Origin of the sequence: Gottfriedia sp. NPDC058432, assembly GCF_042721555.1 — a bacterium.
Classification (GTDB): domain Bacteria; phylum Bacillota; class Bacilli; order Bacillales; family Bacillaceae_G; genus Gottfriedia.
Window position 1 is genome coordinate 1 of sequence record NZ_JBHXLC010000043.1, and the last position, 24,999, is coordinate 24,999.

A 24,999-nucleotide genomic window follows, 5' to 3' on the forward strand; every position below is an offset into this window, starting at 1 on the left:
ACTCTCCATAAAAGTTAAGTTTAAATCTTGTATTGCTCAAAAAACTAATAATTGACGTTTACTTCATGTTTTGTTTAGTTTTCAAAGTTCACTTCGTCGCTTTAGAAGCAACTTATAAATCATATCATTTAAAGCTTGTTTTAGTCAACAACTTTTTAAATGTTTTTTGATTTTTTATTTCGTTTGTTTTCCCTCGTTTGGGACAACATAGAATAATATATCAGCTATTTGAAATAATTACAATACCAAAATAAAAATACTACTATTCAGAATTTTTAAGATGAAGCGGTCCTTATCTACAATCCTTCTATAATATTAGATAAAAATAAAACCAGCCTCCAAATTTGGAGGCTGGTTTTTACCGTTCTATTTACTTACCTAGTCTCTAAAATACGCTAGGAATAATAGGAAGACTACAAACAATATATACATTACTGGATGGATTTTTTTCGTTTTTCCAGCAGCGATCATTGAAATCGGGTAGAAAATGAAACCAACCGCAATCCCTGTTGCAATACTATATGTTAATGGCATTGCAATAATTGTAAAGAATGCTGGAACAGCAATTTCGAACTTTTTCCAATCAATTTGACCAATTGATGAAACCATTAAAACTCCGACTACGATTAATGCAGGTGAAGTTACCGCTGCAGTTACTACTCCTAAAAGTGGTGCGAAGAATAATGCTAGTAAGAATAAGATACCAGTAACTACTGCAGAGAATCCAGTACGTCCGCCAGCAGCTACACCAGCAGTTGACTCAATATAAGAAGTAGTAGTACTTGTACCTAAAGTTGAACCAACTACAACTGCTGTTGCATCAACCATTAATGCTTTACCTGCTCTTTCAAGCTTGTTCTCTTTTAATAAACCAGCTTGGTTAGCTACTGCTACTAATGTTCCTGTTGCATCAAAGAAATCTACGATAAAGAAAGTTAAGACTACAGCAAACATTTTACCTGAAGAGAAAACATCTGGAATATGTTTAATTGCTTGACCGAATGTTGGAGCAATACTTGGTACTGGACCAACAACTGAAGATGGTAAGTCGATAATTCCAAAAATCATACCTGCGATTGCTGTGATGATCATTCCTAAAAATACACCAGCTTTTACTTTTCTAGCCATTAAAACTACTGTAATAACTAAACCGAAAATCGTTAATAAAACAGCTGGTTCATTTAATTTACCAAGTGAAACGAATGTCGCCGGGTTACTTACGATAATACCTGAGTTTTTTAAACCGACAAATGTTACAAAGAATCCAATACCGCTACCAATTGCTAATTTTAATTCAATTGGGATTGCATTTATAATTTGTTCACGAAGACCAGTTAATGAAAGAATGATAAAGATAATACCTGATACGAATACGCCAGCTAATGCCGTTTGCCATGGAATACCCATTCCAAGAACTACGTTAAAAGCAAAGAATGCATTTAATCCCATACCTGGTGCTAAAGCAATTGGATATTTCGCATATATCCCCATTAAAATCGATCCATATGCTGCAGCTAAAGATGTAGCTACAAAGATCGCCTCTTTATTCATTCTTAAAGCTTCTGGAAAATCCTTTATATCTGATAATGATAAAATCGATGGATTTACAAATAGAATATAAGCCATTGCTAAGAATGTAGTTAAACCAGCAATTGTTTCTTGACGATATGATGTGCCTAACTTGTTGAACTCAAAATAATTACTGATGCGTTCTTTCATGTGATCCTCCTAAGTTTTAGTCTTAAAAGTCGGTCTCTATTGTTTAAAATAGAAAAGGCACTTTTACACAATGGTAAAAGCGCCTATCACGAGCAGTTTCATTCTGAACTTATTAACCCTAGAATAGTAGAATAATAGCAAGATAGTAGGTTAATAACATTCAGAAATCATTACTTCGTAGTCCGCCATTTTACGGTGGCGGGTAGAGACGCTAGTCCATATTTACTAGCCTATACGACAAGTTATGACAAATAATTTATTTAATTTATATCCTTATATTACATTCAGTTTTAATTAGTGTCAACAAAAAAACGAACATTTTTTATAAAATATCCGTTTTCGTTCGCTTTTACCATATTTTAGTTATTCAATTAAACTTCATCATTTGGAAATACCCATTTTAGTCAAATAAAACGTTTAATTAACAGTAAATTCTAATAAATATTGTACTATAAACTGGTCAATAAATGACAAGTTTCAACAAAAAAAAGCTATAATCACTTACTAAAGAAGAGATCTAGCCATGTTCACTATTTTAAATACTTATTTTGTTTTCTTTTCATCTTTTAAAAACACATATAATAACGATGCAATTACAAAACTAATAATTATTATGATTATCTTTAGAAAATTTATACTATAAAATAATTGAATTACTCTCTTACTTCCTAATAATCCCCAATACACTAAAAATATAAGTATAATACTTGATAAAAAAGTTTGTTTTACTAACCTGGGGATACGAATCCACATTTCTAAAAGTTTATGCAATTTCAGTCCCTCCCAAGTAAAAATACCGATTATAAACCAAATAGTATAACTATATACTTAGCAGTTTCGATAGCTACATCGGTTGGTACGCCACCATTAATTAATATACTTGCGATTCCCGATTCTTGAATTTTCTGTACCTTTTCAATATAGCTCGCAATTTTATAAAAACTTTTAGATACTTTTTTAGCTTGTGTTTTACCAATCTTCATTGCAAGTTTACTTTCCAACCAAGTACCTGAATATCTCAATGCATTTACAGCAACTTTCTTTACGATAGAGGTAATTATATTCCGTTGTTGTGGTTCAGTTGCAGTCGTTGGAACATTATTCATAATCATTTCTATTTCTTCTAAGTTAAAACGAATTCATCATTCTTATCAACAGTTTCAAATGTGTTTATTGTTTCTTCTGCTTGAACGAAAGATGGTAATATACCTGTAGCAATAATTGATGAGGATAAAACAACAATTATCCCTTGTTTAAATTTCGAATTCACTACCATTTTGTACCTCTATAAGAATATTTTTACATTTTAAAATTATCACAGAATACGGTAATAAGTTCCGTCTATTTGTTACAAAATGGAGTCAAATTAGTGTCAATTTAAAATAGAAAAAGCCATAAACCTTGTAAATAAGGGTTTATGGCTTTTCTTATTGTTATTCCCACTCAATCGTTGCTGGTGGCTTACTAGTTACATCATAAACTATACGGTTTACATGTTTAACTTCGTTTACAATACGGGTTGAGATTTTTTGAAGTACATCCCAATCAATACGTGCCCAGTCAGCAGTCATTCCATCGATCGATGTAACTGCACGAATACCCACAGTGTAATCATACGTACGCTCATCACCCATTACGCCAACACTACGGATGTCAGGTAATACCGTGAAATATTGCCAAATTTCTTTATCTAAACCAGCTAAAGCAATTTCTTCACGTAAAATTGCATCTGATTCACGAACGATTTCAAGTTTTTGATCAGTAATTTCACCTAATACACGAATTCCTAGACCTGGTCCTGGGAATGGTTGTCTCCAAACGATTGCATCTGGAATTCCTAGTTCAGTACCTACTGCACGTACTTCGTCTTTAAATAATGAACTTAAAGGCTCGATTAACGTGAATTGCATGTCTTCAGGTAATCCACCTACATTATGATGTGATTTGATTGTTTGAGCTGTAGCCGTACCGCTCTCGATAATATCTGTATAAAGAGTTCCTTGAGCTAAGAAATCCATACCTTCTAATTTATCTGCCTCATCATCAAACACATAGATGAATTCATTACCGATAATTTTACGTTTTTGTTCTGGATCAGAAACGCCAGCAAGTTTACTTAAGAAGCGCTCTCTAGCATCTACTTTAATTACGTTCATGTTGAAACCTTCGCTAAACGTCTTCATAACGCCTTCAGCTTCATCTTTACGTAATAAACCGTGGTCAACGAAGATACATGTTAATTGATCACCAATTGCTTTGTGAATTAATACTGCAACTACTGAAGAATCAACACCACCGCTAAGTGCACAAAGTACTTTTTTGTCGCCAACAGTATTACGAATATTTTCAAGTTCAACTTCAATGTAGTTTTTCATTGACCAGTTTGCTTCACATTCGCAAATATTGAATACGAAATTCTTTAATAGATCATTTCCATATTCAGAGTGACGAACTTCTGGATGGAATTGTACTCCATACATTTTTTTAGCTTCATTACTCATTGCTGCGATTGGACAAGAAGCACTAGTTGCATCTACAACGAATCCTTCTGGTTGTTGAATTACTTTATCACCATGGCTCATCCAAACTACATGGTCTGATGGTAGGTCTTTTAATAAAGCAGACGGATTTTGAATGTTTAATTCAGCTTTACCATATTCACGTTGGTCAGCTCTAGCTACCGTTCCACCAAAATGTTGCGTCATTAACTGCATTCCGTAACAAATACCTAAGATTGGAATTTCTAAATCAAAAATTGCTTCATCACAGAAAAAAGCATTTTCACCATATACGCTATTTGGTCCGCCAGAGAAAACGATCCCTTTTGCGCCCATTTGCTTAATTTCCTCTGCAGTAATTGTATGAGGACGTAATTCACTATAAACGCCAAACTCACGGATACGTCGTGCTATAAGTTGGTTATATTGACTTCCAAAATCTAGTACTACAATTGTGTCATGTTGTTGCAAAACGGTCACCCCATCTATATATATTGAATTAACGTATCAGTTAAACTGATACTATTTTTCCCAAAAAAAATAAAAAAAGCCGACTTTCTCCTCTTTTTACATACGAAAAATGCGTATAAGAAGGCAGAAAATCAGACTTAAAATTAAACAAAGTCAGACTGCCTTCATAGTCAGGGCATGTTACGGCGCCCCGGTAGAGACTCTCGACCCATATTGTCGAGGATATATGAAGAATAATGACGAATATTGTATTATTGTCTCATTCTAACAATGTATAATTTTTCGGTCAAGGTATTTCATTGCATAAAAAAAATAAATTTTTGTGTAAACGTTCCAACTTGTCATGAATAAGATTATAGTGTATCTTTTAACTAACGAACGGTAGGTAGTTTGCCGGGACAAAATCATTTACTTAGTCTGCTATAAGGGGGAGATTTTTTATGAGTTGGATTTACTTAGTTATAGCGGGAATTTCCGAAATTGCTTGGGCATTTGGACTAAAATACTCAGAAGGATTTACAAATTTGTTACCAACAATTTTAACGATAGCTGGGATCTTGTTCAGCTTTTATTTATTTTCAAAAGCAATAAGAGATATTCCAATCGGTACCGCTTACGCAGTTTTCACAGGGATTGGCGCCGCTGGGACAGTTATTATAGGAATGTTATTTTTAAATGAATCGGCCTCTATCTTAAAAGTTATACTTGTAATTACATTATTATCTGGAATTATTGGCTTAAAATTAACTTCAGGTGATAAAAAAGCAGAAAAAGGAGATGCAGCATAAAATGGCTTGGTTATTTTTATTTATTGCGGGTTTGGGTGAAGTTGGCTTTGTCATTTTTATGAAGCTATCAAATAATTTTAAAAAACTTAACTACTCCATTTTGTGTATTCTATCTGGATGGACTAGTTTTTACTTATTATCAAAGGCCTTAAAGGTTATACCCGTTGGTACAGGTTATACAATTTGGACTGGTATAGGTGCCGCTGGTTCTGTTTTAATTGGCATGTTGTTCTTTAATGAATCACGAGAATGGAAACGACTATTATTTATCACCTTAGTAATTGGATCTGTTATTGGTTTAAAAATTATCTCACCTCATTAAAAAAATCCCTATTCGACAACGAATTGGGGATTTTTTCTTTAGGAATTATGTCATATTGTCTTTTAAAACAGCTTGCCCCAAGTGTTTTTTCCAACAATGCCATCGACAACTAGTCCATTATTTGCTTGAAATGTTTTAACTGCATTTTCAGTGACTGGTCCAAAAATTCCATCTGCCGTTATTTTAAGTTTTTGTTGAACCTTTTTTACAGATTCACCTCTTGAACCTTCCTTTAAAATACCAGGGTATGGAATTGAGTCTGTTTGGGTTTTCGGGGGATTTAAGATCGCATTCACTTGTGCTTTAAACTCGTTAAATCGATCGGGGTAGTCTATGAAGGTTTTTGGACATGGCTTATGGGTTATGTCATAATGTCTCACAATGTCATTTGCATTTAATTTAAACATCTTACACAATTCAGCAATTACTCTGATCGTACGTGTTAATGTATATTGTGAAATAGTACCATCCTTTTCGACACACATTTCTACACCGATTGAAAGCTTATTTGCGTTCGGAGCAAGTTCATCCACTCCTCTATATACACCACCATTACTATTTCTTTCATAATGATCATTTGCATGATAAGCTACTTCATCAAGCGGAATAATACAGATTGCCTCTTTCGAATCAACAAATATATGAGCAGATGCATATGTTTTATTTTTTATCGCTATACCGTTAAAATACCTTTGGTGACTTTGTGCACTTGCCCCCGGATTGGCTGTCCAATGTAGCACAATTTTTTTAACTTCTTTCAACTTTATTGACGGCCTCGTATACTTGTTCATCGAAATAAAATCATTTCTCCAAGTTGCCAAAATTAGCACTCCTTTGCAATATTGGCATGTCCAAACAACCTTCTTTCGAATACTTGGACATGTTTATTAATACATTATTCTGGAAGATAAATTTCGTTACATATAAAAAGAGAGTATTAGATACTCTCGAGGATGATGATAAAAATAAGTAATATACTTACTTTTTTAGTGGTTTAACATAAATGGCTTGTGATGAATTAACCGATATACAGCCATCTAAATCCTTCTCTTTTAACAACCCCAAATTAATAGCAGACTTGATTTTATCTCCATCTGGTTTTCTTACAATTTGTATTAAATCAGACAGGTTTAGTTCTTCTAATTTATTAATTGTCTCCTCCTCATTAAATTTCTCTTTTTTTCTTATGATTCTTTCAAGTTTTAAATTATTAATAATTAGTTCACCTTTTTCATTCATTCCAACTTGATGATCAAAATATCCATGAAAAATCTTTTGTAATTCTTCTAACTGATTTTCAATATCTTTCTTTTTTTGACTCAAATCATAGTACTCGTTCAACATCGGTTCCGTAATTTTGAAATTATTTTTCCTCCCCATTTCATAACACCACTTTTCATAAGAAGATAATTTATCTTATTGTGAAATTAGACGAGTTATGACTTGAAATACATAAGAAATAAAAGTACATTAACAAGTGGAAGACAAAAAATAGAATGAATTATTGCTATATAAGAAAACAAAAATATTTAAGTTATTTATATATCTCAAATAAAAAAGAAAGGAATCTTGATTATGCTAAAAAAGCAACAATCATGATAGCGAAATGAAAAATGTTTATTGAGCCAATGCTATTACAGAATGCTGATAAGCCATTTGACTCTGATCAACATTATTTTGAATTGAAATCAAATGGTGTTCGAATGATGCTTGAAAGGCAAAATGGAAAGAATAAACTTTTTAATCGAAATGGTACCGAGATTACGGAGAGAATCCCTGAACTCGAAAATATCGAATTAGATGATTGTTACTTAGACGGTGTTTTAGTTTGTTATAATGAAGGCCGAGAGGATTTTGAAGCAGTTACCAATCGAGTAAGTTTTATTCAAGAATACAAAATATTACAAGGAAGCAAAGAATTTCCATTAACATATATCGTTTTTGATATTTTACGCCTTAAAAATAATAACTTAATGAAAGAACCTTTATCTTATCGAAAAAAAATCCTTTCAGAAACTCTAGTTGATCAAGAATCAATTAAAAAAAGTTTTTATATCGAGTCAGAAGGTAAGATGTTTTTTGAGCAAATTAAAACTCTCGGACTCGAAGGTATAGTAGCTAAATCAAAAGATTCCACTTATATACCAGCACATCGTTCACTAAATTGGTTAAAAATTATTAACTGGAGATATAGTAATTACTATATTACAGGCTATAAAAAACAAGGAATGGGATTATTAATCTCGGAATTAAAAAATGATGAGTATGTAAATGTAGGGATCGTAGAGTTTGGGATGAATACTGGCCAAAAAACAGCATTCTTTAGTCTAACGAAGCATATAAAAACTGGAGAAGACAAAAATTATATTTATGTAGAGCCATTAGTTCGATGTGTGATAAAAAGTAGAGGTCAATTAAATAGCGGAGAATTAATTGAACCTATATTCCATGACTTTATCGTTTAAAAAAATACTGATTCACCCCTTTTAATGTATTAGTAGGTTTTTACTTACATGAAGGGGCTTTTTATTTTCTATCTAAATATAAACCATAATATGATCAACCAAAATGGTATAGAAAATAAGAGACCAAAAAGGCATCCTCTATATAAACCAAAATTCATCTAAATCATCCTTAAAAAATTATTTGATCTATTCGTAATATCGCATCGCAGATTTGCTGCTTTTATCAAATTTACTATACATATTTAAACAAATCTATAGTCAATAAAACCTAAGTCTTATTTAATCAAATATCTCCATTCTATTACCAGTTTAAAAGGATTAGTTTAGCTATTCTCATTATCGACTACTCCAATAGTAAATAATCGAATCATAAAAATAAAAAACCTATAAAAGTACCAGGTTTTTTACTTAATTTCACGATCTTTACTAGCAATATTACTGTGAAATGAAGTCTAATATAAGTACGGTCTTTTATAATAAATCTCTCAAATGTTACCTTTTAGGATGATTCTTAAAACTGCCATAATAATTGCTCCAATAATTAAACGTACAGTCCAACTTGTGTTACTTTCAATTCTCTCAATTTTTTGTTCAATCTTTACAATCGTACTCTCTGCCACTGCCAAACGCTCTTTAATTTCTGTTATTATTTCCTGCAATTCTTTTATTTCGTCTATCCATATCCCCTCATTTCTAGTAGCTTGTCCTTTACTTAATATATTCAGAAATACTATATTTGTTAATGAAAAATAGTACGAAGGTAATAAAAAACTTTCGTAAGAAAACCTTAATACGGAATCACTAATTAAATTGGCTTTTAATTACTTACAATTTTTTGCAAAACCAGGACTATTTTGATTAAGCTTTTTAAGATTTTAGACAAAAAAAAACCCTTGATTTCTCAAGGGTTTTTTCTTTATTACATCATGCCGCCCATTATCCCCTATACTGTAACATCTTTCACCATAGTTTATGGAATAGCGTTGTATCAACGTTTTTAAAATTATATATCGTAACATCTTTAATAACGACTTTTTATGTTATTATGTTACCCAAATATCACTAATAAATATCGTACCTTAAGCTTACTACTTCTAGAAATTTCATTGATGACGTCTGCATTTGTTTTAGATAATTCAATTTGAGGAACCATTAAGCAATTAGATTATGAAGAAACTCCTTTCGTCTCTTTAACCTCTACTACTCTAAAAATAGCTTGCATAAAATTGATTAATAAACTTGCATATATTCTAACTTAAATATTCTATCTAATTCATTCTTATTTTTCTTCGAATTGTATTCTACGGTCATCCAACGTTCTCCATCTAAATATAACATTAAAATGTTCTTATATTCCGGATGAACAGCTTGAGCTTTAGTTTGGGCATTATCCTTCTCATCATTAATTACCCTTTTAATTTCTACTAACAAGATACCTTCACCTTTTTGTCGATCATTAACACCTATAACAAAGTCAGGATGATATTTAGGCTGTCCCGGAATTGGTAAGCTAACAGAATACGCTTTTCTAGGCGGGTTTCTATGCCACCATTTTACAATTCCCTCCAAATCTGAATCCAATAGTTCCGTAAAAGACCTTTCCCATTTATTCAAATCATCTGGATATACACCGTATATATTAAAGCGTGATGGATGTAAGGGCGTTTTGCTCCCAATCATAGTAGGAAGGGTATCAGCTAACTCAGATTCAATATTAGCTGATAATGCCTCACTCACTGCTTTTTTTAATGATTCCGGTTTTAATGCTAAAATTTTATGTAGACCTTCTCGTACTTTCTCATCATACGTCATATGAGTCCAACCATATGATTCAAAAGCCTTTTTCAATCTCTTTTCTAATTCCTCATGTAGAGATCTTACATCAACCATTCCCTCTTTATTTGAATCAAATAAGGATTTTTGCGCTAAGTTATCTATCTCAATTTGTGCCAAATCGGCATTGATTTCTTTTAACGCTTCTTGTAAGTTTTCAAATATCTCTACTTGCTCCATTAAGATTTTCGTAGCACTCTGTTGCGTTACTGTTAATACCTTCTCATCAAACACAAATCGCTTTATAATTTCATTTAGTATTTTATTACTATCAAGAGTAACAGCGGCCTTCTTTAGATTTTTAGGAAAATCAATATCCGTTCTTAGAGAATACGAAAAAGTTTTTTTATCCCCATATAAAGCTTCACTTTCTTTTCCTAGACCTAATCCTTTTAACACCGGGTTACTATGCGAGGTATAGCCTCCATTATTAACTTCTGTACTTGTACTTTTTTCATTATCGTCAACGTCTATAGAATGAGATACCTTATCAGAATTAGTGTCTTTGTTTTGTAGATTTAGACTATCCTTACCCTCTTTAACATTTTCCTCAAATTTATTTTCTCTAAAATGATTTTCTTCAACTTCACTATCAGTATCCTCCAAAAAAGAGAACAAAACTAATTGAACTTCTTGATCAAAAGGTATACTTTCTTCTTTAATAGTAACGTTAGTTGTTTCACTTTTAGAATGCTCAAAAGGGAATAAATTGATTTGATTATCCTCTGTATACATAACTTCATCTTCTACCACTATTAAATCTATTGATTCTGTTACCTCAGCTAACTCATCTTTTATTGCATTTATATTTTGAGCGGCTTCGATTAACCCACCTTGATGTTGTCTATTTGCTAGAAATACATATCCATAATTCAGGTTATCAGGATATTTTTCAAGTATTTGCAACCTTTTATCTACACGCATAATACGTCCAACAATTTGCGTACCAAAATTCACATCTCTCGCAGAACGCATTGATACTAATGTAAATGCTCTTGGTACATCAAAGCCAGTTGCTACAGCCATTTTAAATATCAGAACTTCTACATTTTCATTATGTGCAATAGACATCAAATGAGGATCTGGTTCATCTGAGGTATGAACCCTTATCTTCATGTCTGGTATACCTAATTCAATAAGCCATTTTCTGGCTTGTTCAATACTTCCTTCCTTTGAATCAACTTGAACAAGCATTAGTGGAGTAACGTCTATATTGGCATCTTTTAAAATTGTTTTGATTTCATCGTGTGCTTCCACACCACACTTTAAAGCAGTTTTTTCAAAGTTTATTAATTTATTTACATTTTCATTTGCCTTAAATACAGCAACCTTTACACCTTGCTTTATTAATCCTGCCTCTACACCTTGTTTTCTTGATACTGATACTTTATGGACTTTTTCAATTTCAGTAAGCTCAATAAACTTCTGTATCTCTTTATCTTTAGGCGTAGCACTGGCCATTACCGTAATTTCTGGATTTAAAACCTCTTTATAAAAAGCTTGTGCCTGCGAATCTTTTGTAAAACTATGATGGGCTTCATCAATAACAACTCCTATGTAATATCCTTTGGAACGAGCATATTTCACTAATTCATCAAAAGACAACATCGTTTCTGAGTTTTTTCTAACCCTTCTACTTTCTTTATTAGTAACAGCCACATTAGACCAAGTAGTCACATAGACGTCGCCACCCTTAAGATTATTAACGGTCCTATCATCATTTAGTGATTTTACATTCAAAAAACTAAATCCATTCGAAAGGACTTCAATACTTTGCTCTACCAACCCCGCAAATGGGGCAAACCAAAACCAAATTAAATTATAATCTTTGCTTAGGGAATCCATGACTTCACATGCCATCAAGGTTTTCCCTGTACCCGTAGGCGCTTCAAATAGCATATGTCCTTTTTTTGAAACAATCAAATTTCTATTTTTTTCGTATAAAGCATCCTTCCTTATTTTCGATAACATTTCAACACAACTGCCTAAAATGGCAGTTGCGTTCTCAACCACTTCCAGTTGAAATGTTTTAGGTATAATCTTCAAAATTACTACCTCCTAAATAATTCAACAAGCTTATCTGGAATACCCTCAATTAAGATATGCTCACTATTGATTTTTTGTTTGAGAATCCCTGGCTGCCAACAATAAATAACTGCCTGTTTATGGTCCCTCTTAATATCGCCTGTTATATCATCTATAATCTGTTTACTTATTGCAGTCATATAATATAGATTCATATTTTCATTTTTCGAAACTTGGTAGTCTGATTGCACATCGTAACTATCTAAAAAATTAAAGTATATTTGCTGTAAACAGTACCATACCTGCTCATGCTTTATATCAATGTGGAGATTAGAATAAGAAATTTTTTCACACTTCATATAGGCAAAGTTTCCACCAGTACCTTCTACATTATGTTGACCTTTGGCATCTCTCCAACTATAACCTTTCACAGTTGCGTACAACCGCTTATAAGTTATCTCTTGGCAAACATTTTTAGTAGGGTGTTTCTTTGTAGCTTCTGTACTTGATGCCAATATAAACTTTCTATCTCCACCATCTTCATTATTTAATTCTAGAACTGCTTGTCCAGTAGTTCCACTTCCTGCAAAAAAATCCAATACAATATGATCTGATTGAGGATCTGTACTTTGTTTAATCAAAGTTTTAATTAAGCTAAGTGGCTTAGGATAAGAAAAATCTTTATTACCAACCATTCGAGCTAGTAAAGTCGTCCCTTCTGTGTTAGTTCCGACTTTAAAAATTTCTACTTCATCTAATTCAATTAATTCCAGATCTGATTTCTTTATAGCTGAAGGTAGAATCCAAGTAGAAACAGGTTTTTCAGTTTTTTTAATTTCAGATGTAAATCTTTTTAGTCTAGGCTTCCCTAACCCTATTTTTTTACCTACCCAAAACTCTAACGGTGGAATATTTAATAACACTTTTTCTTTTATACGCCCATTTTTCAAATCCTCTTTATAACTTGGTATTCTTTCATAAATTCTTAAATTATGAGGAATGCTGCCATCCTCAATTGCTTTAGTTAATTCATCAATACTTTCAAAGATAATTGTCTCTTCTTTAGCCGGCCATGAAATTCTTTTTTCTTCAATTAGCTCTTCCATAAATTTAGTTCTAATTTTTTGTCCTTCGTTAGCTCTACTTTTGCTAGCAAATCGCCAAACACTATCTGGGTCACACGGGTACCAAACTGAAGTTTCCGGATTAAAAATATGGTAATAAGCATCTGCTCGTTGTTTTATATCTTTTCCTTGATTTAACGGTCCATCAATCCATCTACCTCTAGGATCGCCATCATCAGTTGCATTCGACCAATCCTTTCCTATGCCAGCAAAGTTAAATCCTGTATTTGCATAACATAAAACATATTCATGGTCTGCACTTAAAAACCATTCTTTTTCATCGTTAGAGCCACTTCTTCTTCTCCATACAAAGGTTCCAACTTTCATATTTGGAAAAATCTCATCCATTAATAAAGAAAGATGCGCATATTCTTCTTCACCAATTGAGATAAAAATTACTCCATCATTACTTAAAAGTTCTCTAGCTAAGCTCAAACGTTTATGCATAAATTCTAACCATTTGGAATGTTTCCACGCATCATCTTTATCGATAAAAGAATCATTATAAATGAAATCCTTTTTACCTGTATTGTATGGTGGGTCAATATATATACACTTTATCTTTCCTTTATGTGTGATGTTTAAATATCTCAAAGCATCAAAATTATCTGCCTCAATTAATAAATTATCGTATGGTGAATTACCCAAGGATAGGTCTGGTGAATGTGAAAGAGTTACAAAATCATCATTTAAACTATTATCTTTTTCAATTTCATTTCTCTCCCAAACTAAACCTAATTTCCTACTAGAATCTCTTTCATTTAAAATTGCAATTAATTGTTCCTTTGTCAAATGATCATATTTCGAAGCCATATAATTCTCACTCCATGGTTTTATTTCAGTTATATTCAGTATAACATTTTAGTACACTATTTTTTATTCTCACCTTAAATTACTATTTCCAATGACATAGAACATTATCTTAGCCATGTAGATAAAATAAAAATAATCTGGCTTACTTAAACTTCGCACCGCATGATAGGCACTTATAAAGGTTATCTCTAAAAACAGCCTTACAATATAACCTGCACGGCTGCAACCATTCCTGTTTTGGTCTTATTATGGTTTCCACGTACCTGTGTTAGTGGCTCCTATATAATCTTTTATCTTATCGCTTTTGCCCTTGAACGTAATCTCTATTTCCTCGTGTTTTAACTGATTCAGCGTTTTGCTTAAAACATCAAGCAACTTATCTGTTGGAACGGCTGAAAAATCACGTTTTTCAAGTTCTGCCTTAATCCGCTCAACATGTCGCCCTAATAGTTCAATTCTTGCTGTTTTCGTTAAATTAAATTGTTCCTGCAAAGCTTCCAGCTCAATAGCCTTTGAGTTTTCAATTTCCGTTAGATGTTCCTTAGACCAGTCGAAAAGTGTTGATTTAGCAATTTTTAATTCTTTTGCTATTCTATCAAAGCTAATGCCTCTTGCCCTCATTTCAATGAATTGCTGCCTGATTTCATTACTTTTCAACTATAGTTCCTCCTCTCCCTTTAGCTTTCAAAAACGCAATCTATACCATTCTTCATATAACTTGCAATTTTTTCCTATTCGTGTAAGGAGGCACGAAATCAAGCGATTAATGGACTACTTTGCAAAATTAAAGTTAAAAGATATTTCTAGAAGACAGTACCAAAACGCTTTAAATAATTTTAAAAAGCGTGGTTATGCTCAAAATACAATCGATGGAGCCCATCGAACTGGAAGAATGATCTTTAAAAAGGCAGTTGAAATGGAAATAATAAAAAAAGATCCAACAGAATTTACCTTCGTACCAAAACAACAGTTAACAATTGAACAATTAGAAGGACTACACACTCTCCCAAATTATTTGGAGAAAAAGGAATTACAACATTTTCTTTCTATAGCCAAAGAAATGGGACTAGCTCAAGATTACCCTATCTTTTTAACGCTTGCTTATACAGGAATAAGAGCAGGGGAACTGTGTGCATTAAAATGGAGTGATGTTAACATGGAGGAACATGCAATTAGCATTACCAAAACATACTATAACCCCACAAATAATAAAAAAAGATATAAATTGTTAACACCAAAGACAGCTTCTTCTGTACGTGTTATTGATATAGATAATACTGTGATTAATGCATTAAAGATCCATAAATCATTTCAAAACAAATTAATTATGAGATACCTGATAAATACCACGGTAAAGACTTTATTTTTACCCATATTGATGATGAATCATCTGGTTATCCTTTTTATATTAAAAAAATCGAAAACAGAATGAGACGTTTATTAAAATTAGCAGAATTAAATATCAATCTTACCCCTCATTCTTTACGACATACCCATACTTCACTATTAGCACAAGCGGAAGTGGGGTTACCTCAAATTATGGAACGTTTAGGTCACAAAGATGAAGATACCACCAAAAATATTTATCTTTATGTTACAAAAGAAATGAAAAAAGAGGCTTCCCAAAAGTTCAAAGAACTTATGGAAAACCTCTGATTTTTAACCTTATAAAGGTTCAATGTTACCCCTTAAAGAGCATTAAAGGCAAGACCCCTATAAAATCAAGGGATAATGGGTCGATATTACATCATGCCGCCCATGCCGCCCATGCCCATGTCAGGCATTGCAGGAGCATTTTTCTCAGGGATGTCAGCTACTACTGCTTCAGTTGTTAAGAACATTGCTGAAACAGATGCTGCGTTTTGAAGTGCAGAACGTGTAACTTTAGTTGGGTCAACGATTCCTTCTTCGATCATGTTTACCCATTGTCCGTTAGCAGCATTGAAACCAACGCCAACTTCCGCACTTTTTAATTTCTCGATAATTACTGATCCTTCTAGACCAGCATTTGTAGCGATTTGACGAACTGGAGCTTCAAGTGCACGTAATACGATGTTGATACCAGTTGCTACGTCACCTTCTGCTTCGATTGAAGCTACTTTATTGTATACGCTCATTAATGCAGTACCACCACCAGCTACAATACCTTCTTCAACTGCAGCACGAGTAGAGTTTAATGCATCTTCAATACGTAATTTACGCTCTTTTAATTCAGTTTCAGTTGCAGCACCAACTTTGATTACTGCTACACCACCAGCTAATTTAGCTAAACGCTCTTGTAATTTTTCGCGATCAAATTCAGAAGTAGTTTCTTCTAATTGAGCACGGATTACGCCGATACGTCTTTGGATTGCTTCAGTTTCACCAGCACCTTCAACGATTGTAGTGTTTTCTTTTGTTACTACAACTTTTGAAGCACGACCTAATTGAGTGATGTTCGTTGTTTTAAGATCTAATCCTAATTCTTCTGTAATCACTTCACCGCCAGTTAAGATCGCGATATCTTCTAACATTGCTTTACGACGGTCACCGAAGCCAGGAGCTTTAACAGTAACTGCATTGAAAGTACCACGTAATTTATTTACGATGATTGTTGCTTGTGCTTCACCCTCAACATCTTCAGCAATTATTAATAGTGGTTTACCTTGTTGAACAACTTGCTCAAGTACTGGTAAGATTTCTTGAATGTTTGTTACTTTTTTATCTGTGATTAAAATATATGGGTTTTCTAATTCAGCAACCATTTTCTCTGAATTTGTAACCATATATGGAGAAGAGTATCCACGGTCAAATTGCATACCTTCTACTACTTCTAACTCAGTAGTGAAACCTTTTGATTCTTCAAGAGTAATAACTCCATCGTTACCAACGCGCTCCATTGCTTCAGCAATTAATTGTCCAACTTCTGGATCCGCTGAAGAAATTGCAGCAACTTGTGCGATTGACTCTTTACCTTCAATTGGTTTTGAGATTGTTTTTAATTCTTCGATTGCTGCAGCAACTGCTTTTTCGATCCCTTTACGGATACCCATTGGGTTTGCACCAGCAGTTACGTTTTTAAGACCTTCACGAATCATAGCTTGCGCTAAAACTGTCGCAGTTGTTGTACCGTCCCCAGCAACATCATTTGTTTTGCTAGCAACTTCTGCAACTAATTTTGCACCCATATTTTCAAATGCATCTTCTAATTCGATTTCTTTAGCGATTGTAACACCATCATTTGTAATTAATGGAGAACCGAATTTTTTCTCAAGTACTACATTACGTCCTTTTGGTCCTAAAGTTACTTTTACAGCATCAGCTAAAGCGTCTACACCACGTAACATTGCGCGACGTGCTTCTTCACCAAATCTAATGTCCTTTGCCATGAAAATGACCTCCTTATAATATAAAAAGTATATTTTTTAATTTAAGTATTTTTATTTTATTAACCTAAGATTGCAAGAATATCGTTTTCGCGAAGTACTAAGTATTCAGTACCACCGTACTTAACTTCTGTTCCTGAATATTTAGAGAAGATAATGCGGTCACCTACAGATACTTCTAAAGCAACGCGCTCACCATTTTCAAGTACTCGACCAGTACCTACTGCAACAACTTTGCCTTCTTGTGGCTTTTCTTGTGCACTACCTGGTAACACGATACCACTAGCAGTTTTTTCTTCAGACTCAACAAGCTCAATTACAACACGATCACCTAATGGCTTTAACATGTGTAAATACCTCCTCAATAATCAAATCATTATTTTTTAGCACTCATGTATATTGAGTGCTAACACAATTATTAGTTTAAATAATATCAAAAAATTTTGCAAGTCCGAAGCAGGCACTTTTCTTGTCGAAATTTAATAAGTTTTTTTCTTTACAATCAAAAGTAAAATAAAAAGTGAAAATTTCTTTTAAGAAACAAAAGAAACGCGTAAAATAATGTACGTGTTGTTATAAACCTTTGAGTTATGAAAAATATCAACACAAAGGAGCTATCGTATTGAAAACTAGAGATTTGTGGATTTTATTAACGTATGTCGTTCTTCAGTATTCAGCGGTTTTTGGGGTGCCCTATTTATTAAATAGTAACTTATACGTTGGAGTGGATCAGAAAACAGCTTCTCTTGAAGCGGTGGCATTATGGGGTTGTATTAGTTTCGTAACTGGGTTAATTATTATACTTATCTTATTACATAAGCCCATTTATGAAGGAATAAAGAATCTAAAAACTAATTATCGTACAATAATCAATTGGGTTATCTTAGGTTACTTCATAACAATGCTAACTCAAATTGTTTGTAATTTAATTTTAATTTATGTATTTGATTTACATAAAGGCTCAGAAAATACTCAGAATATCATAAACATTGCTAAGCTTAATCCAGCTTTTATTATCATCCCAAGTCTAGTTGCACCAATTTTAGAAGAGATTATTTTTCGTCGAATCATTTTTAAAAGACTTTATAATCGTTTACCATTTATTATTTCTGCAGGGATTAGTTCAGCGATTTTTTCGCTTATGCACGGAGACATACCCTTCTTCTTATCTTACTTTCTAATCGGTTTTGTATTTTGTTACCTGTATAAACGAACAAACTCAATTATGGTTCCAATCTTAACACATATGTTAATGAACTCTTTTGTCGTTTTTCAGCAGATCAATTTACATTAAAAACCCCCAAATTTTTGGGGGTTTTTATTTTAATATGAATTTATTGTTGTAAAAAATATGCCAATGTTTGCAGTTCAACTGCTAGGTCTATATGATGAATGCGAATATGTTCTGGTACACTAATTCGGGCAGGTGTGAAATTTAAAATTCCTCTAATATTTTTTCCATTTAATCGATCAGCTATTGATTGAGCCACAGGTGCAGGAACAGTTAATATAACGATTTGAATATCTTCATTCATAACGTCCTCTAGATTATCTAGATTATAAACGGGTACTCCACCTATTTCAGTACCAATTTTATTTGGATCAATATCAAATGCCATCTCAATTTTAGTATTATTATTTTTTATAAAATTATAGTGTAAGAATGCAGTTCCTAAATTACCAACACCAATTAATGCAACTTTCATAACTTCATGTTGGTTAAGCGCTTTCGAGAAAAAAGTTAATAAATAATTTACGTTATAGCCATAACCTTTTTTACCGAGTGCTCCAAAATAAGAAAAATCTCTTCTGATTGTAGCGGAATCTACCTTTACTGCTTCACTTAACTCTGCTGAAGAAACTCTTTGTTTACCTGATAAAGACAAATTCTTTATAAAACGGTAATATAAAGGTAGACGTTTAGCAGTAGCTTGTGGAATTTTAATTTGTTCCGAATCCATTTTTTAATCCCCCACTTACTGTAATTCTTTTTACTATGGTGTGTAATTTGACTTTATTTTAGTAATAAAGTACTTGTTCTAATGTAAAATATACACTATATTTAAGAATTTTGACAGTCTACAGTTACATAGATAAAAAATTTTGCAATGAGGTGTTATCCATGATTCTTTTACAAGTAAATAATGTCTCAAAGTATTTTGGTAGTGACATTATACTTTCAAATATAAAATTAGAAGTTCAAACGAGTGATCGAGTTGCCATTGTTGGACGTAATGGTGCTGGAAAATCTACATTACTGAAAATCATAGCAGGTGAAATATCCTATGATGGCGGTGAAATAAATAAACCTAAAGATGTTACTGTAGGCTACCTAGCCCAAAACACTGGTTTACAAAGCGATCAAACGATTTGGGAAGAATATTATTCTGTTTTCAATCATTTAGTAGAGATGCAAGACAATATGAGAAAATTAGAAGTTAAAATGACAAGAGAGGATGTTTATTCTAACCAAGCCGTTTATGACAAGGTTATGAATGAATATGATCATCTTCAATATACTTTCAAAGAAAACGGTGGTTACCAGTTTGAAGCAGATATTCGTTCAATTATTAGTGGTTTAGGTTTTAGTAATGAAGATTACGAAACAAAAATTTCTTCGTTAAGCGGCGGACAAAAGACAAGACTGGCATTAGGTAAGCTATTATTGACGAAGCCTGATTTGTTAATTCTGGATGAGCCTACGAACCATTTGGATATTGACACTCTTAGTTGGTTAGAGCGCTACTTACAGTCATATCCTGGTGCAGTATTAATCGTTTCCCACGATCGATATTTCCTTGATCAAGTTGTTAATATTGTTTATGAAATATCTAATCATAAGCATCAACGTTTTGTTGGTAATTATAGTAAGTATCTTGATCTAAAGGCAGCTCAATATGAACAAGAGTTAAAACAGTTCGAAAAACAACAAGAGGAAATCAATAAACTTGAAGATTTTGTGCAGCGTAATATTGCGCGTGCTTCAACTACAAAAAGAGCCCAAAGTCGAAGAAAACAATTAGATCGAATGGTAAGATTAGACAAACCACTTGGAGATGAATCTTCAGCTAATTTTTCATTTTCAATTGAAAAACAAAGCGGTAATGATGTGTTGTCTGTACAAGATTTATTTATTGGCTATGATCGGATCCCAACAATTGATCAGACAATGAAATTCGTACTAAATCGAGGCGATAGTGTCGCATTAGTCGGTCCAAATGGTGTTGGTAAATCGACATTACTTAAAACGATTATTGGAGACTTAGAAAAATTACAGGGAACGATTGATTTTGGTGCAAATGTTTCGGTTGGTTACTATGATCAAGAGCAAGCAAAACTAACTTCTAATAAGAGAGTATTAGACGAACTTTGGGATGATTATCCATTAAAGCCCGAACAAGAAATTCGGACAATATTAGGGAACTTTTTATTTTCTGGAGATGATGTAACTAAAAATGTTACCTCTTTAAGTGGTGGAGAAAAGGCAAGATTAGCATTGGCTAAACTTATGATGAAAAAAGCTAATTTTCTAATTCTTGATGAGCCTACTAACCACTTAGATTTAGATAGTAAAGAAGTATTAGAAAATGCTTTGTTAGATTACCCTGGAACAATTTTATTCGTTTCTCATGATCGTTACTTTATGAACAGATTATCCACAAAAACTTTTGAACTAGCAAAAGCAGGATTATCAATTTATTTGGGTGATTATGACTATTACCAATTTAAGAAAAACGAAGCATTCGAAAAAGAACAAGCAGAAAAAGAGGCTACATTAACACAAGTTAAACAATCCTCTCAGCCAATTTCTGATTATCAACAAGACAAAGAATTAAAGAAAAAACTTCGTCAAACTCAGCGACGTATAGAGGAAATTGAAAGTAATATATCTCAGTATGAGCTTGATATAGAGACGATCGAACTAGAATTATGTAAGCCAGAAGTTTACGGTGATTTTCAATTAGTACAGGAATTAACAAATAAGAAAAATGATTTCGAAGCTAAGTTAATAGACCTAATGGAAGAATGGGAGAACTTACAAGAATAATTGATTAAACGGATATGCTTTTTGCTATCCGTTTTTACTTATCTACATATTTATCCACATATATTCAATTATAATTTAGCTTTTACACAGGTTTATACACATTATCCACAGAAATACAGCAATGTTATTCACATTTTTGTTCACATAGTTTAATAAGTTTTTAACAAATAAAAAGTACTTATCCACATTTTATAAAAAAACTGTGAATAAGTACTTCTTACATATTCTCTAAATCCAAGCCTGGATTCCCGTTTAATGCCAAATTACCTAGTTTTCCTTGTTTTAAACGGATAAATGCAGCAGCGCCAATCATTGCAGCATTATCAGTACAAAGTGATAGTGGTGGTATAACTAATTCTATATTACTCAAAGCATTCATCTCGTTTTGTAATGTAGCTCTCAACCCTTTATTAGCTGCCACTCCGCCGGCTAATAAAACTTGTTTAACGTTATATTCTTTTGCAGCTTGAATTGTTTTTGAAACAATTACTTCAATTACACTCTCTTGGAAGCCTGCTGCGACATCAGCTGGTGATACTTCCTCGCCTCTTTGTTCAGCATTATGCATATAATTAATAACTGCTGACTTTAATCCACTAAAACTAAAATCATAGCTACCCTCTTCTAACCATGCTCTAGGAAAAGGAATAGTTGCATTTCCTTCTTGCGCTAGTCGATCAATGTGAGGACCACCTGGATAAGGTAATTTAAGTGTTCTAGCGACCTTATCATAAGCTTCCCCTGCTGCATCATCCCTTGTTTCACCTATAACCTCAAAGATGCCATCTTCCTTCATGTAGACAAGCTCAGTATGTCCACCAGAAACTACTAAGGCTAATAGCGGATATTGCAGGGGCTTTACTAGTTGATTAGCATAAATATGACCAGCAATGTGGTGAACTCCTATAAGCGGTAATCCATGTGCAAATGCAATTGCTTTTGCCGCATTTACCCCAATTAGTAACGCTCCTACAAGCCCTGGACCTTCTGTAACAGCAACGGCTGCTAGATCTTCATATTTTACCTGTGCTTGCTTCATAGCTTCTTCGATTACCAAAGTTATCTGCTCAACATGCAATCGTGATGCAACTTCAGGTACAACTCCACCAAAACGTTTATGAATATCTATCTGAGTAGCTACTACGTTACTTAAAATTTCATTTCCATTTTTAACAACTGCTGCTGAAGTTTCATCACAGCTTGTCTCTATAGCAAGAATTAAACAATTTTCATTTATCATTTCAAATTCACCCACATAACTAATGCATCCTCAAAATTATCTGTATAATAGCTTTTTCGAATACCACCATCTTGGAATCCTAGCTTTTGATACAGTCCTTTTGCTACATGATTTGATACTCTTACTTCTAATGTTAATGTATCAGCTCCAAGATTTTTAGCAGTTTCCATTACCGCTCGAAGTAACTTTTCACCAAGGCCTACTCCCCTATAATCTGGCAAAATAGCTATATTTGTAATATGTCCTTCGTCTATGACCACCCATAATCCACAATAGCCAATTATTTTCTCATCAACTTCAGCCACTATATAATTGGCAAATTGATTTGAATATAATTCATTATAAAAAGCATCATATGTCCAGGGTGTAGGGAATGATTGTTTTTCAATTTCTACTATTTGATCTAAATCTTCTTCTTTCATTTTACGAAAAGCAACCGATGAGATCATATTATCCTCCTACTTTTCTTGGCTTGCTAGCCAATTAGCTTCTGCTTCTGATAATCTTAAATATTCTGGTGCAAAATTATGAACTGATTCTTCTTTTTCTTCTAAGCTACATGTAAACAGTTCACTTGGTCTCTGGTTATTCAAACTCTCTTTTGCAAAGACAGCTTTATCTTTTAAATGCTCAATAATAAACTCTTTATGTATTGATACATCATTACCAATAAATAAGATTTGTTCATTATAAGATTTAAGCTTTTCAATCCAGATACTTCGGTCAATATTGCAGTCTTCTAATACATCATTAGTAACCTGCCCTCTAAAATCATATAGACCTGTAAATAATAAATTACGTCTTGCGTCAAATAATGGGCAAACTAATCCATTAAAATAGCGCCCGTTAGCAGCCAATACCTTCAAACTTGATACACCGATAATTGGAATATTTAAAGTGAAAGCTAATGATTTAGCCACAGTGACACCAATACGTACACCTGTATAAGAGCCTGGCCCTTTTGCAACTACTATTTTAGATAGTTCCTTTGGTTTTATATTGCATTCTTCCATTAAAGTACTAATTGCTGGCATTAATCGGACAGAATGGTTTTTATTAATAAATGTTATCGTTTCGCCAATAACTGATTGATCTTTTATTAGACTAATCCCCATAACATTTGTCGATGTATCAATTGCTAAAACGGTCATTGTTTATTAACTCCTTACAAATAAATTCATACCTAGATCCACTTGGAATAAAAGTAATCATTCTACCATTTTCTTCATGAGTTATTATGATTTTTAAGAATTCATTTGGTAAGTAATCTGAAATTAAATGAGCCCATTCTACAACACAAACACCTTCACCCATAAAATACTCATCAAAGCCTAAATCTTCACTACTACCTTCTAAACGATAAACATCCATATGATATAGAGGAATTCTACCTTTATATTCTTTAATAATATTAAAAGTTGGGCTATTAACCGTTCTTTTTACATCAAGACCTTTAGCAAATCCTTTTGTAAAGGTTGTCTTTCCAGCACCAAGGTCTCCCTCTAATAATATTACATCTTTTTGTTGCACTAGTTGCCCGAGAAAAAATGCAATTTCTTGAGTTTCTTCCTCAGTATTTGTATGTAAAACAATTTCCAATTACTTCACCACCAAAATTCTAACTCGTCTATTTCTAACTTTGCCATATTATATCATTTCAAAACATTAAGCGGATGTCAAACAGTAATATTCTTTTGAATAGTTAAAATTAATTATTGAAATTTATATTTAGGTTGTATTCGTCTATTTTGTTACTTCTCTCGCTTTTCGCAGGACGTTCCAGTGCCTTCTAGTCGCATATGCTCCTTATGGTTTCTACCTTCCCACGTTTCCCAAATAAGTTTGAGTTGAGCAGTCTTTACTTGTGTCTGCTTCTGTTTCAAACAATTATAAGAGTTAAAAGTAATAATCTTACAAATAAGGTCTAATTATATATTACTCATTAAAAAATAATAAAAAAAACGAAACAATTTTTTGTTTCGTTTTAAGAATCGTATGTATGGCGGTCCCGACCGGGATCGAACCGGCGATCTCCTGCGTGACAGGCAGGCATGTTAACCGCTACACCACGGGACCATTTTGGTTGCGGGGACAGGATTTGAACCTGCGACCTTCGGGTTATGAGCCCGACGAGCTACCAGACTGCTCCACCCCGCGATAATGTAAAATGAATTTATATCCATAAAAATCCAAACCAGGCGACGTTCTACTCTCACAGGGGGAAACCCCCAACTACCATCGACGCAAAAGAGCTTAACTGCCGTGTTCGGTATGGGAACGGGTGTGAC

Annotated in this window: 24 protein-coding genes, 2 tRNA genes, 1 rRNA gene and 2 riboswitches; of the genes, 7 read left to right on the forward strand and 20 right to left on the reverse strand. The window is 33.1% G+C overall.

What is annotated here, in order from left to right:
* Positions 1-378: 378 nt before the first annotated feature.
* From ACFWM3_RS24110 to guaA, 4 genes are all read right to left on the reverse strand, one after another.
* The gene (locus tag ACFWM3_RS24110; protein WP_390313265.1) at positions 379-1,707 is read right to left on the reverse strand and encodes an NCS2 family permease; all 1,329 of its coding nucleotides are present in this window, start codon (positions 1,705-1,707) and stop codon (positions 379-381) included.
* A gap of 170 nt (positions 1,708-1,877) precedes the next feature.
* A riboswitch (purine riboswitch) is annotated at positions 1,878-1,977 on the reverse strand.
* A 542-nt stretch (positions 1,978-2,519) separates the two neighbouring features.
* A complete protein-coding gene (locus tag ACFWM3_RS24115) occupies positions 2,520-2,831 on the reverse strand; it encodes a hypothetical protein (RefSeq protein WP_390313237.1) in 312 nt (103 codons plus the stop codon).
* Between the two features lie 11 nt (positions 2,832-2,842).
* Positions 2,843-2,995 (reverse strand): hypothetical protein, encoded by a 153-nt coding sequence (locus ACFWM3_RS24120; protein ID WP_390313239.1) that lies wholly within the window; start codon positions 2,993-2,995, stop codon positions 2,843-2,845.
* 157 nt (positions 2,996-3,152) lie between these two features.
* The gene (gene guaA / locus ACFWM3_RS24125; RefSeq protein WP_390313240.1) at positions 3,153-4,688 is read right to left on the reverse strand and encodes a glutamine-hydrolyzing GMP synthase; all 1,536 of its coding nucleotides are present in this window, start codon (positions 4,686-4,688) and stop codon (positions 3,153-3,155) included.
* Between the two features lie 147 nt (positions 4,689-4,835).
* Positions 4,836-4,938, reverse strand: a riboswitch (purine riboswitch).
* A gap of 190 nt (positions 4,939-5,128) precedes the next feature.
* Between guaA and ACFWM3_RS24130 the strand changes: the two genes are divergently transcribed.
* Both ACFWM3_RS24130 and ACFWM3_RS24135 read left to right on the forward strand, forming a co-directional pair.
* Positions 5,129-5,476 carry a DMT family transporter gene (locus tag ACFWM3_RS24130; protein WP_390313242.1) on the forward strand — a complete coding sequence of 116 codons (348 nt, stop codon included), beginning with the start codon at positions 5,129-5,131 and terminating at the stop codon, positions 5,474-5,476.
* Between the two features lies 1 nt (position 5,477).
* A complete protein-coding gene (locus tag ACFWM3_RS24135) occupies positions 5,478-5,798 on the forward strand; it encodes a DMT family transporter (protein WP_056470039.1) in 321 nt (106 codons plus the stop codon).
* 62 nt (positions 5,799-5,860) lie between these two features.
* On the opposite strand, the gene ACFWM3_RS24140 is transcribed toward ACFWM3_RS24135, so the two are convergent.
* Positions 5,861-6,619: a peptidoglycan recognition protein family protein gene (locus ACFWM3_RS24140; RefSeq protein WP_390313244.1), complete on the reverse strand. Its 759-nt coding sequence runs from the start codon at positions 6,617-6,619 to the stop codon at positions 5,861-5,863.
* A 157-nt stretch (positions 6,620-6,776) separates the two neighbouring features.
* Positions 6,777-7,178, reverse strand: coding sequence for a hypothetical protein (locus ACFWM3_RS24145; protein ID WP_056470034.1), 402 nt, complete (start codon positions 7,176-7,178; stop codon positions 6,777-6,779).
* 233 nt (positions 7,179-7,411) lie between these two features.
* Here ACFWM3_RS24145 and ACFWM3_RS24150 point away from each other — a divergent pair, with 233 nt between their 5' ends.
* On the forward strand, positions 7,412-8,263 hold the full coding sequence (locus ACFWM3_RS24150; protein ID WP_390313246.1) for an ATP-dependent DNA ligase: 852 nt from the start codon (positions 7,412-7,414) through the stop codon (positions 8,261-8,263).
* Positions 8,264-8,748: 485 nt separating this feature from the next.
* Here ACFWM3_RS24150 and ACFWM3_RS24155 read toward each other — a convergent pair whose 3' ends face one another.
* The 4 genes from ACFWM3_RS24155 to ACFWM3_RS24170 form a co-directional block, all read right to left on the reverse strand.
* Positions 8,749-8,922 carry a hemolysin XhlA family protein gene (locus ACFWM3_RS24155; protein WP_390313248.1) on the reverse strand — a complete coding sequence of 58 codons (174 nt, stop codon included), beginning with the start codon at positions 8,920-8,922 and terminating at the stop codon, positions 8,749-8,751.
* Positions 8,923-9,493: 571 nt separating this feature from the next.
* A complete protein-coding gene (locus tag ACFWM3_RS24160) occupies positions 9,494-12,142 on the reverse strand; it encodes a DEAD/DEAH box helicase (RefSeq protein ID WP_390313249.1) in 2,649 nt (882 codons plus the stop codon).
* A 5-nt stretch (positions 12,143-12,147) separates the two neighbouring features.
* A complete protein-coding gene (locus ACFWM3_RS24165) occupies positions 12,148-14,058 on the reverse strand; it encodes a site-specific DNA-methyltransferase (protein ID WP_390313250.1) in 1,911 nt (636 codons plus the stop codon).
* Between the two features lie 246 nt (positions 14,059-14,304).
* On the reverse strand, positions 14,305-14,715 hold the full coding sequence (locus ACFWM3_RS24170; protein ID WP_390313252.1) for a hypothetical protein: 411 nt from the start codon (positions 14,713-14,715) through the stop codon (positions 14,305-14,307).
* Between the two features lie 109 nt (positions 14,716-14,824).
* Between ACFWM3_RS24170 and ACFWM3_RS24175 the strand changes: the two genes are divergently transcribed.
* Entirely contained in the window at positions 14,825-15,490 is a 666-nt protein-coding gene (locus ACFWM3_RS24175) for a tyrosine-type recombinase/integrase (RefSeq protein WP_390313254.1), read from the forward strand.
* The gene (locus ACFWM3_RS24180) at positions 15,433-15,714 is read left to right on the forward strand and encodes a tyrosine-type recombinase/integrase (protein ID WP_390313266.1); all 282 of its coding nucleotides are present in this window, start codon (positions 15,433-15,435) and stop codon (positions 15,712-15,714) included. Before ACFWM3_RS24175 ends, ACFWM3_RS24180 begins: the two co-directional genes overlap by 58 nt.
* A gap of 86 nt (positions 15,715-15,800) precedes the next feature.
* Here ACFWM3_RS24180 and groL read toward each other — a convergent pair whose 3' ends face one another.
* Entirely contained in the window at positions 15,801-17,426 is a 1,626-nt protein-coding gene (groL, locus tag ACFWM3_RS24185; RefSeq protein ID WP_390313256.1) for a chaperonin GroEL, read from the reverse strand.
* A gap of 59 nt (positions 17,427-17,485) precedes the next feature.
* Positions 17,486-17,770, reverse strand: coding sequence for a co-chaperone GroES (gene groES, locus ACFWM3_RS24190; RefSeq protein WP_056470021.1), 285 nt, complete (start codon positions 17,768-17,770; stop codon positions 17,486-17,488).
* A gap of 275 nt (positions 17,771-18,045) precedes the next feature.
* Between groES and ACFWM3_RS24195 the strand changes: the two genes are divergently transcribed.
* Positions 18,046-18,717: a CPBP family intramembrane glutamic endopeptidase gene (locus ACFWM3_RS24195; protein WP_056470019.1), complete on the forward strand. Its 672-nt coding sequence runs from the start codon at positions 18,046-18,048 to the stop codon at positions 18,715-18,717.
* Between the two features lie 40 nt (positions 18,718-18,757).
* On the opposite strand, the gene ACFWM3_RS24200 is transcribed toward ACFWM3_RS24195, so the two are convergent.
* A complete protein-coding gene (locus ACFWM3_RS24200) occupies positions 18,758-19,384 on the reverse strand; it encodes a redox-sensing transcriptional repressor Rex (RefSeq protein WP_056470016.1) in 627 nt (208 codons plus the stop codon).
* A 161-nt stretch (positions 19,385-19,545) separates the two neighbouring features.
* On the opposite strand from ACFWM3_RS24200, the gene ACFWM3_RS24205 reads away from it, so the two are divergent.
* Positions 19,546-21,471 (forward strand): ABC-F family ATP-binding cassette domain-containing protein, encoded by a 1,926-nt coding sequence (locus ACFWM3_RS24205; RefSeq protein WP_390313259.1) that lies wholly within the window; start codon positions 19,546-19,548, stop codon positions 21,469-21,471.
* Positions 21,472-21,688: 217 nt separating this feature from the next.
* Here the strand turns inward: ACFWM3_RS24205 and tsaD are convergent, their stop codons facing one another.
* The 7 genes from tsaD to rrf all read right to left on the reverse strand — a co-directional run.
* Positions 21,689-22,711 (reverse strand): tRNA (adenosine(37)-N6)-threonylcarbamoyltransferase complex transferase subunit TsaD, encoded by a 1,023-nt coding sequence (tsaD, locus tag ACFWM3_RS24210; protein ID WP_390313261.1) that lies wholly within the window; start codon positions 22,709-22,711, stop codon positions 21,689-21,691.
* Positions 22,708-23,160, reverse strand: coding sequence for a ribosomal protein S18-alanine N-acetyltransferase (gene rimI / locus ACFWM3_RS24215; RefSeq protein WP_056470010.1), 453 nt, complete (start codon positions 23,158-23,160; stop codon positions 22,708-22,710). The genes tsaD and rimI overlap by 4 nt, the downstream gene beginning before the upstream one ends.
* A gap of 9 nt (positions 23,161-23,169) precedes the next feature.
* Complete coding sequence (gene tsaB, locus ACFWM3_RS24220) at positions 23,170-23,862, reverse strand: tRNA (adenosine(37)-N6)-threonylcarbamoyltransferase complex dimerization subunit type 1 TsaB (protein ID WP_390313263.1); 693 nt, start codon at positions 23,860-23,862, stop codon at positions 23,170-23,172.
* Positions 23,843-24,310 carry a tRNA (adenosine(37)-N6)-threonylcarbamoyltransferase complex ATPase subunit type 1 TsaE gene (gene tsaE, locus ACFWM3_RS24225; protein ID WP_056470004.1) on the reverse strand — a complete coding sequence of 156 codons (468 nt, stop codon included), beginning with the start codon at positions 24,308-24,310 and terminating at the stop codon, positions 23,843-23,845. Before tsaE ends, tsaB begins: the two co-directional genes overlap by 20 nt.
* 401 nt (positions 24,311-24,711) lie before the next feature.
* Positions 24,712-24,787, reverse strand: a tRNA-Asp gene (locus ACFWM3_RS24230).
* Positions 24,788-24,791: 4 nt separating this feature from the next.
* Positions 24,792-24,868: transfer RNA gene (locus ACFWM3_RS24235), tRNA-Met, on the reverse strand.
* Between the two features lie 36 nt (positions 24,869-24,904).
* Positions 24,905-24,999, reverse strand: a 5S ribosomal RNA gene (gene rrf / locus ACFWM3_RS24240); the annotation flags it as partial.

Coding starts and splice junctions, on each gene's coding strand:
- ACFWM3_RS24145 (WP_056470034.1), bottom strand. CDS start 7,178: ATGGGGAGGAAAAATAATTTCAAAATTACGGAACCGATGTTGAACGAG.
- ACFWM3_RS24175 (WP_390313254.1), top strand. CDS start 14,825: ATGGACTACTTTGCAAAATTAAAGTTAAAAGATATTTCTAGAAGACAG.
- groES (WP_056470021.1), bottom strand. CDS start 17,770: ATGTTAAAGCCATTAGGTGATCGTGTTGTAATTGAGCTTGTTGAGTCT.
- ACFWM3_RS24115 (WP_390313237.1), bottom strand. CDS start 2,831: ATGATTATGAATAATGTTCCAACGACTGCAACTGAACCACAACAACGG.
- ACFWM3_RS24205 (WP_390313259.1), top strand. CDS start 19,546: ATGATTCTTTTACAAGTAAATAATGTCTCAAAGTATTTTGGTAGTGAC.
- ACFWM3_RS24130 (WP_390313242.1), top strand. CDS start 5,129: ATGAGTTGGATTTACTTAGTTATAGCGGGAATTTCCGAAATTGCTTGG.
- rimI (WP_056470010.1), bottom strand. CDS start 23,160: ATGATCTCATCGGTTGCTTTTCGTAAAATGAAAGAAGAAGATTTAGAT.
- ACFWM3_RS24120 (WP_390313239.1), bottom strand. CDS start 2,995: ATGGTAGTGAATTCGAAATTTAAACAAGGGATAATTGTTGTTTTATCC.
- ACFWM3_RS24150 (WP_390313246.1), top strand. CDS start 7,412: ATGTTTATTGAGCCAATGCTATTACAGAATGCTGATAAGCCATTTGAC.
- ACFWM3_RS24200 (WP_056470016.1), bottom strand. CDS start 19,384: ATGGATTCGGAACAAATTAAAATTCCACAAGCTACTGCTAAACGTCTA.
- groL (WP_390313256.1), bottom strand. CDS start 17,426: ATGGCAAAGGACATTAGATTTGGTGAAGAAGCACGTCGCGCAATGTTA.
- tsaB (WP_390313263.1), bottom strand. CDS start 23,862: ATGACCGTTTTAGCAATTGATACATCGACAAATGTTATGGGGATTAGT.
- tsaD (WP_390313261.1), bottom strand. CDS start 22,711: ATGATAAATGAAAATTGTTTAATTCTTGCTATAGAGACAAGCTGTGAT.
- ACFWM3_RS24135 (WP_056470039.1), top strand. CDS start 5,478: ATGGCTTGGTTATTTTTATTTATTGCGGGTTTGGGTGAAGTTGGCTTT.
- ACFWM3_RS24165 (WP_390313250.1), bottom strand. CDS start 14,058: ATGGCTTCGAAATATGATCATTTGACAAAGGAACAATTAATTGCAATT.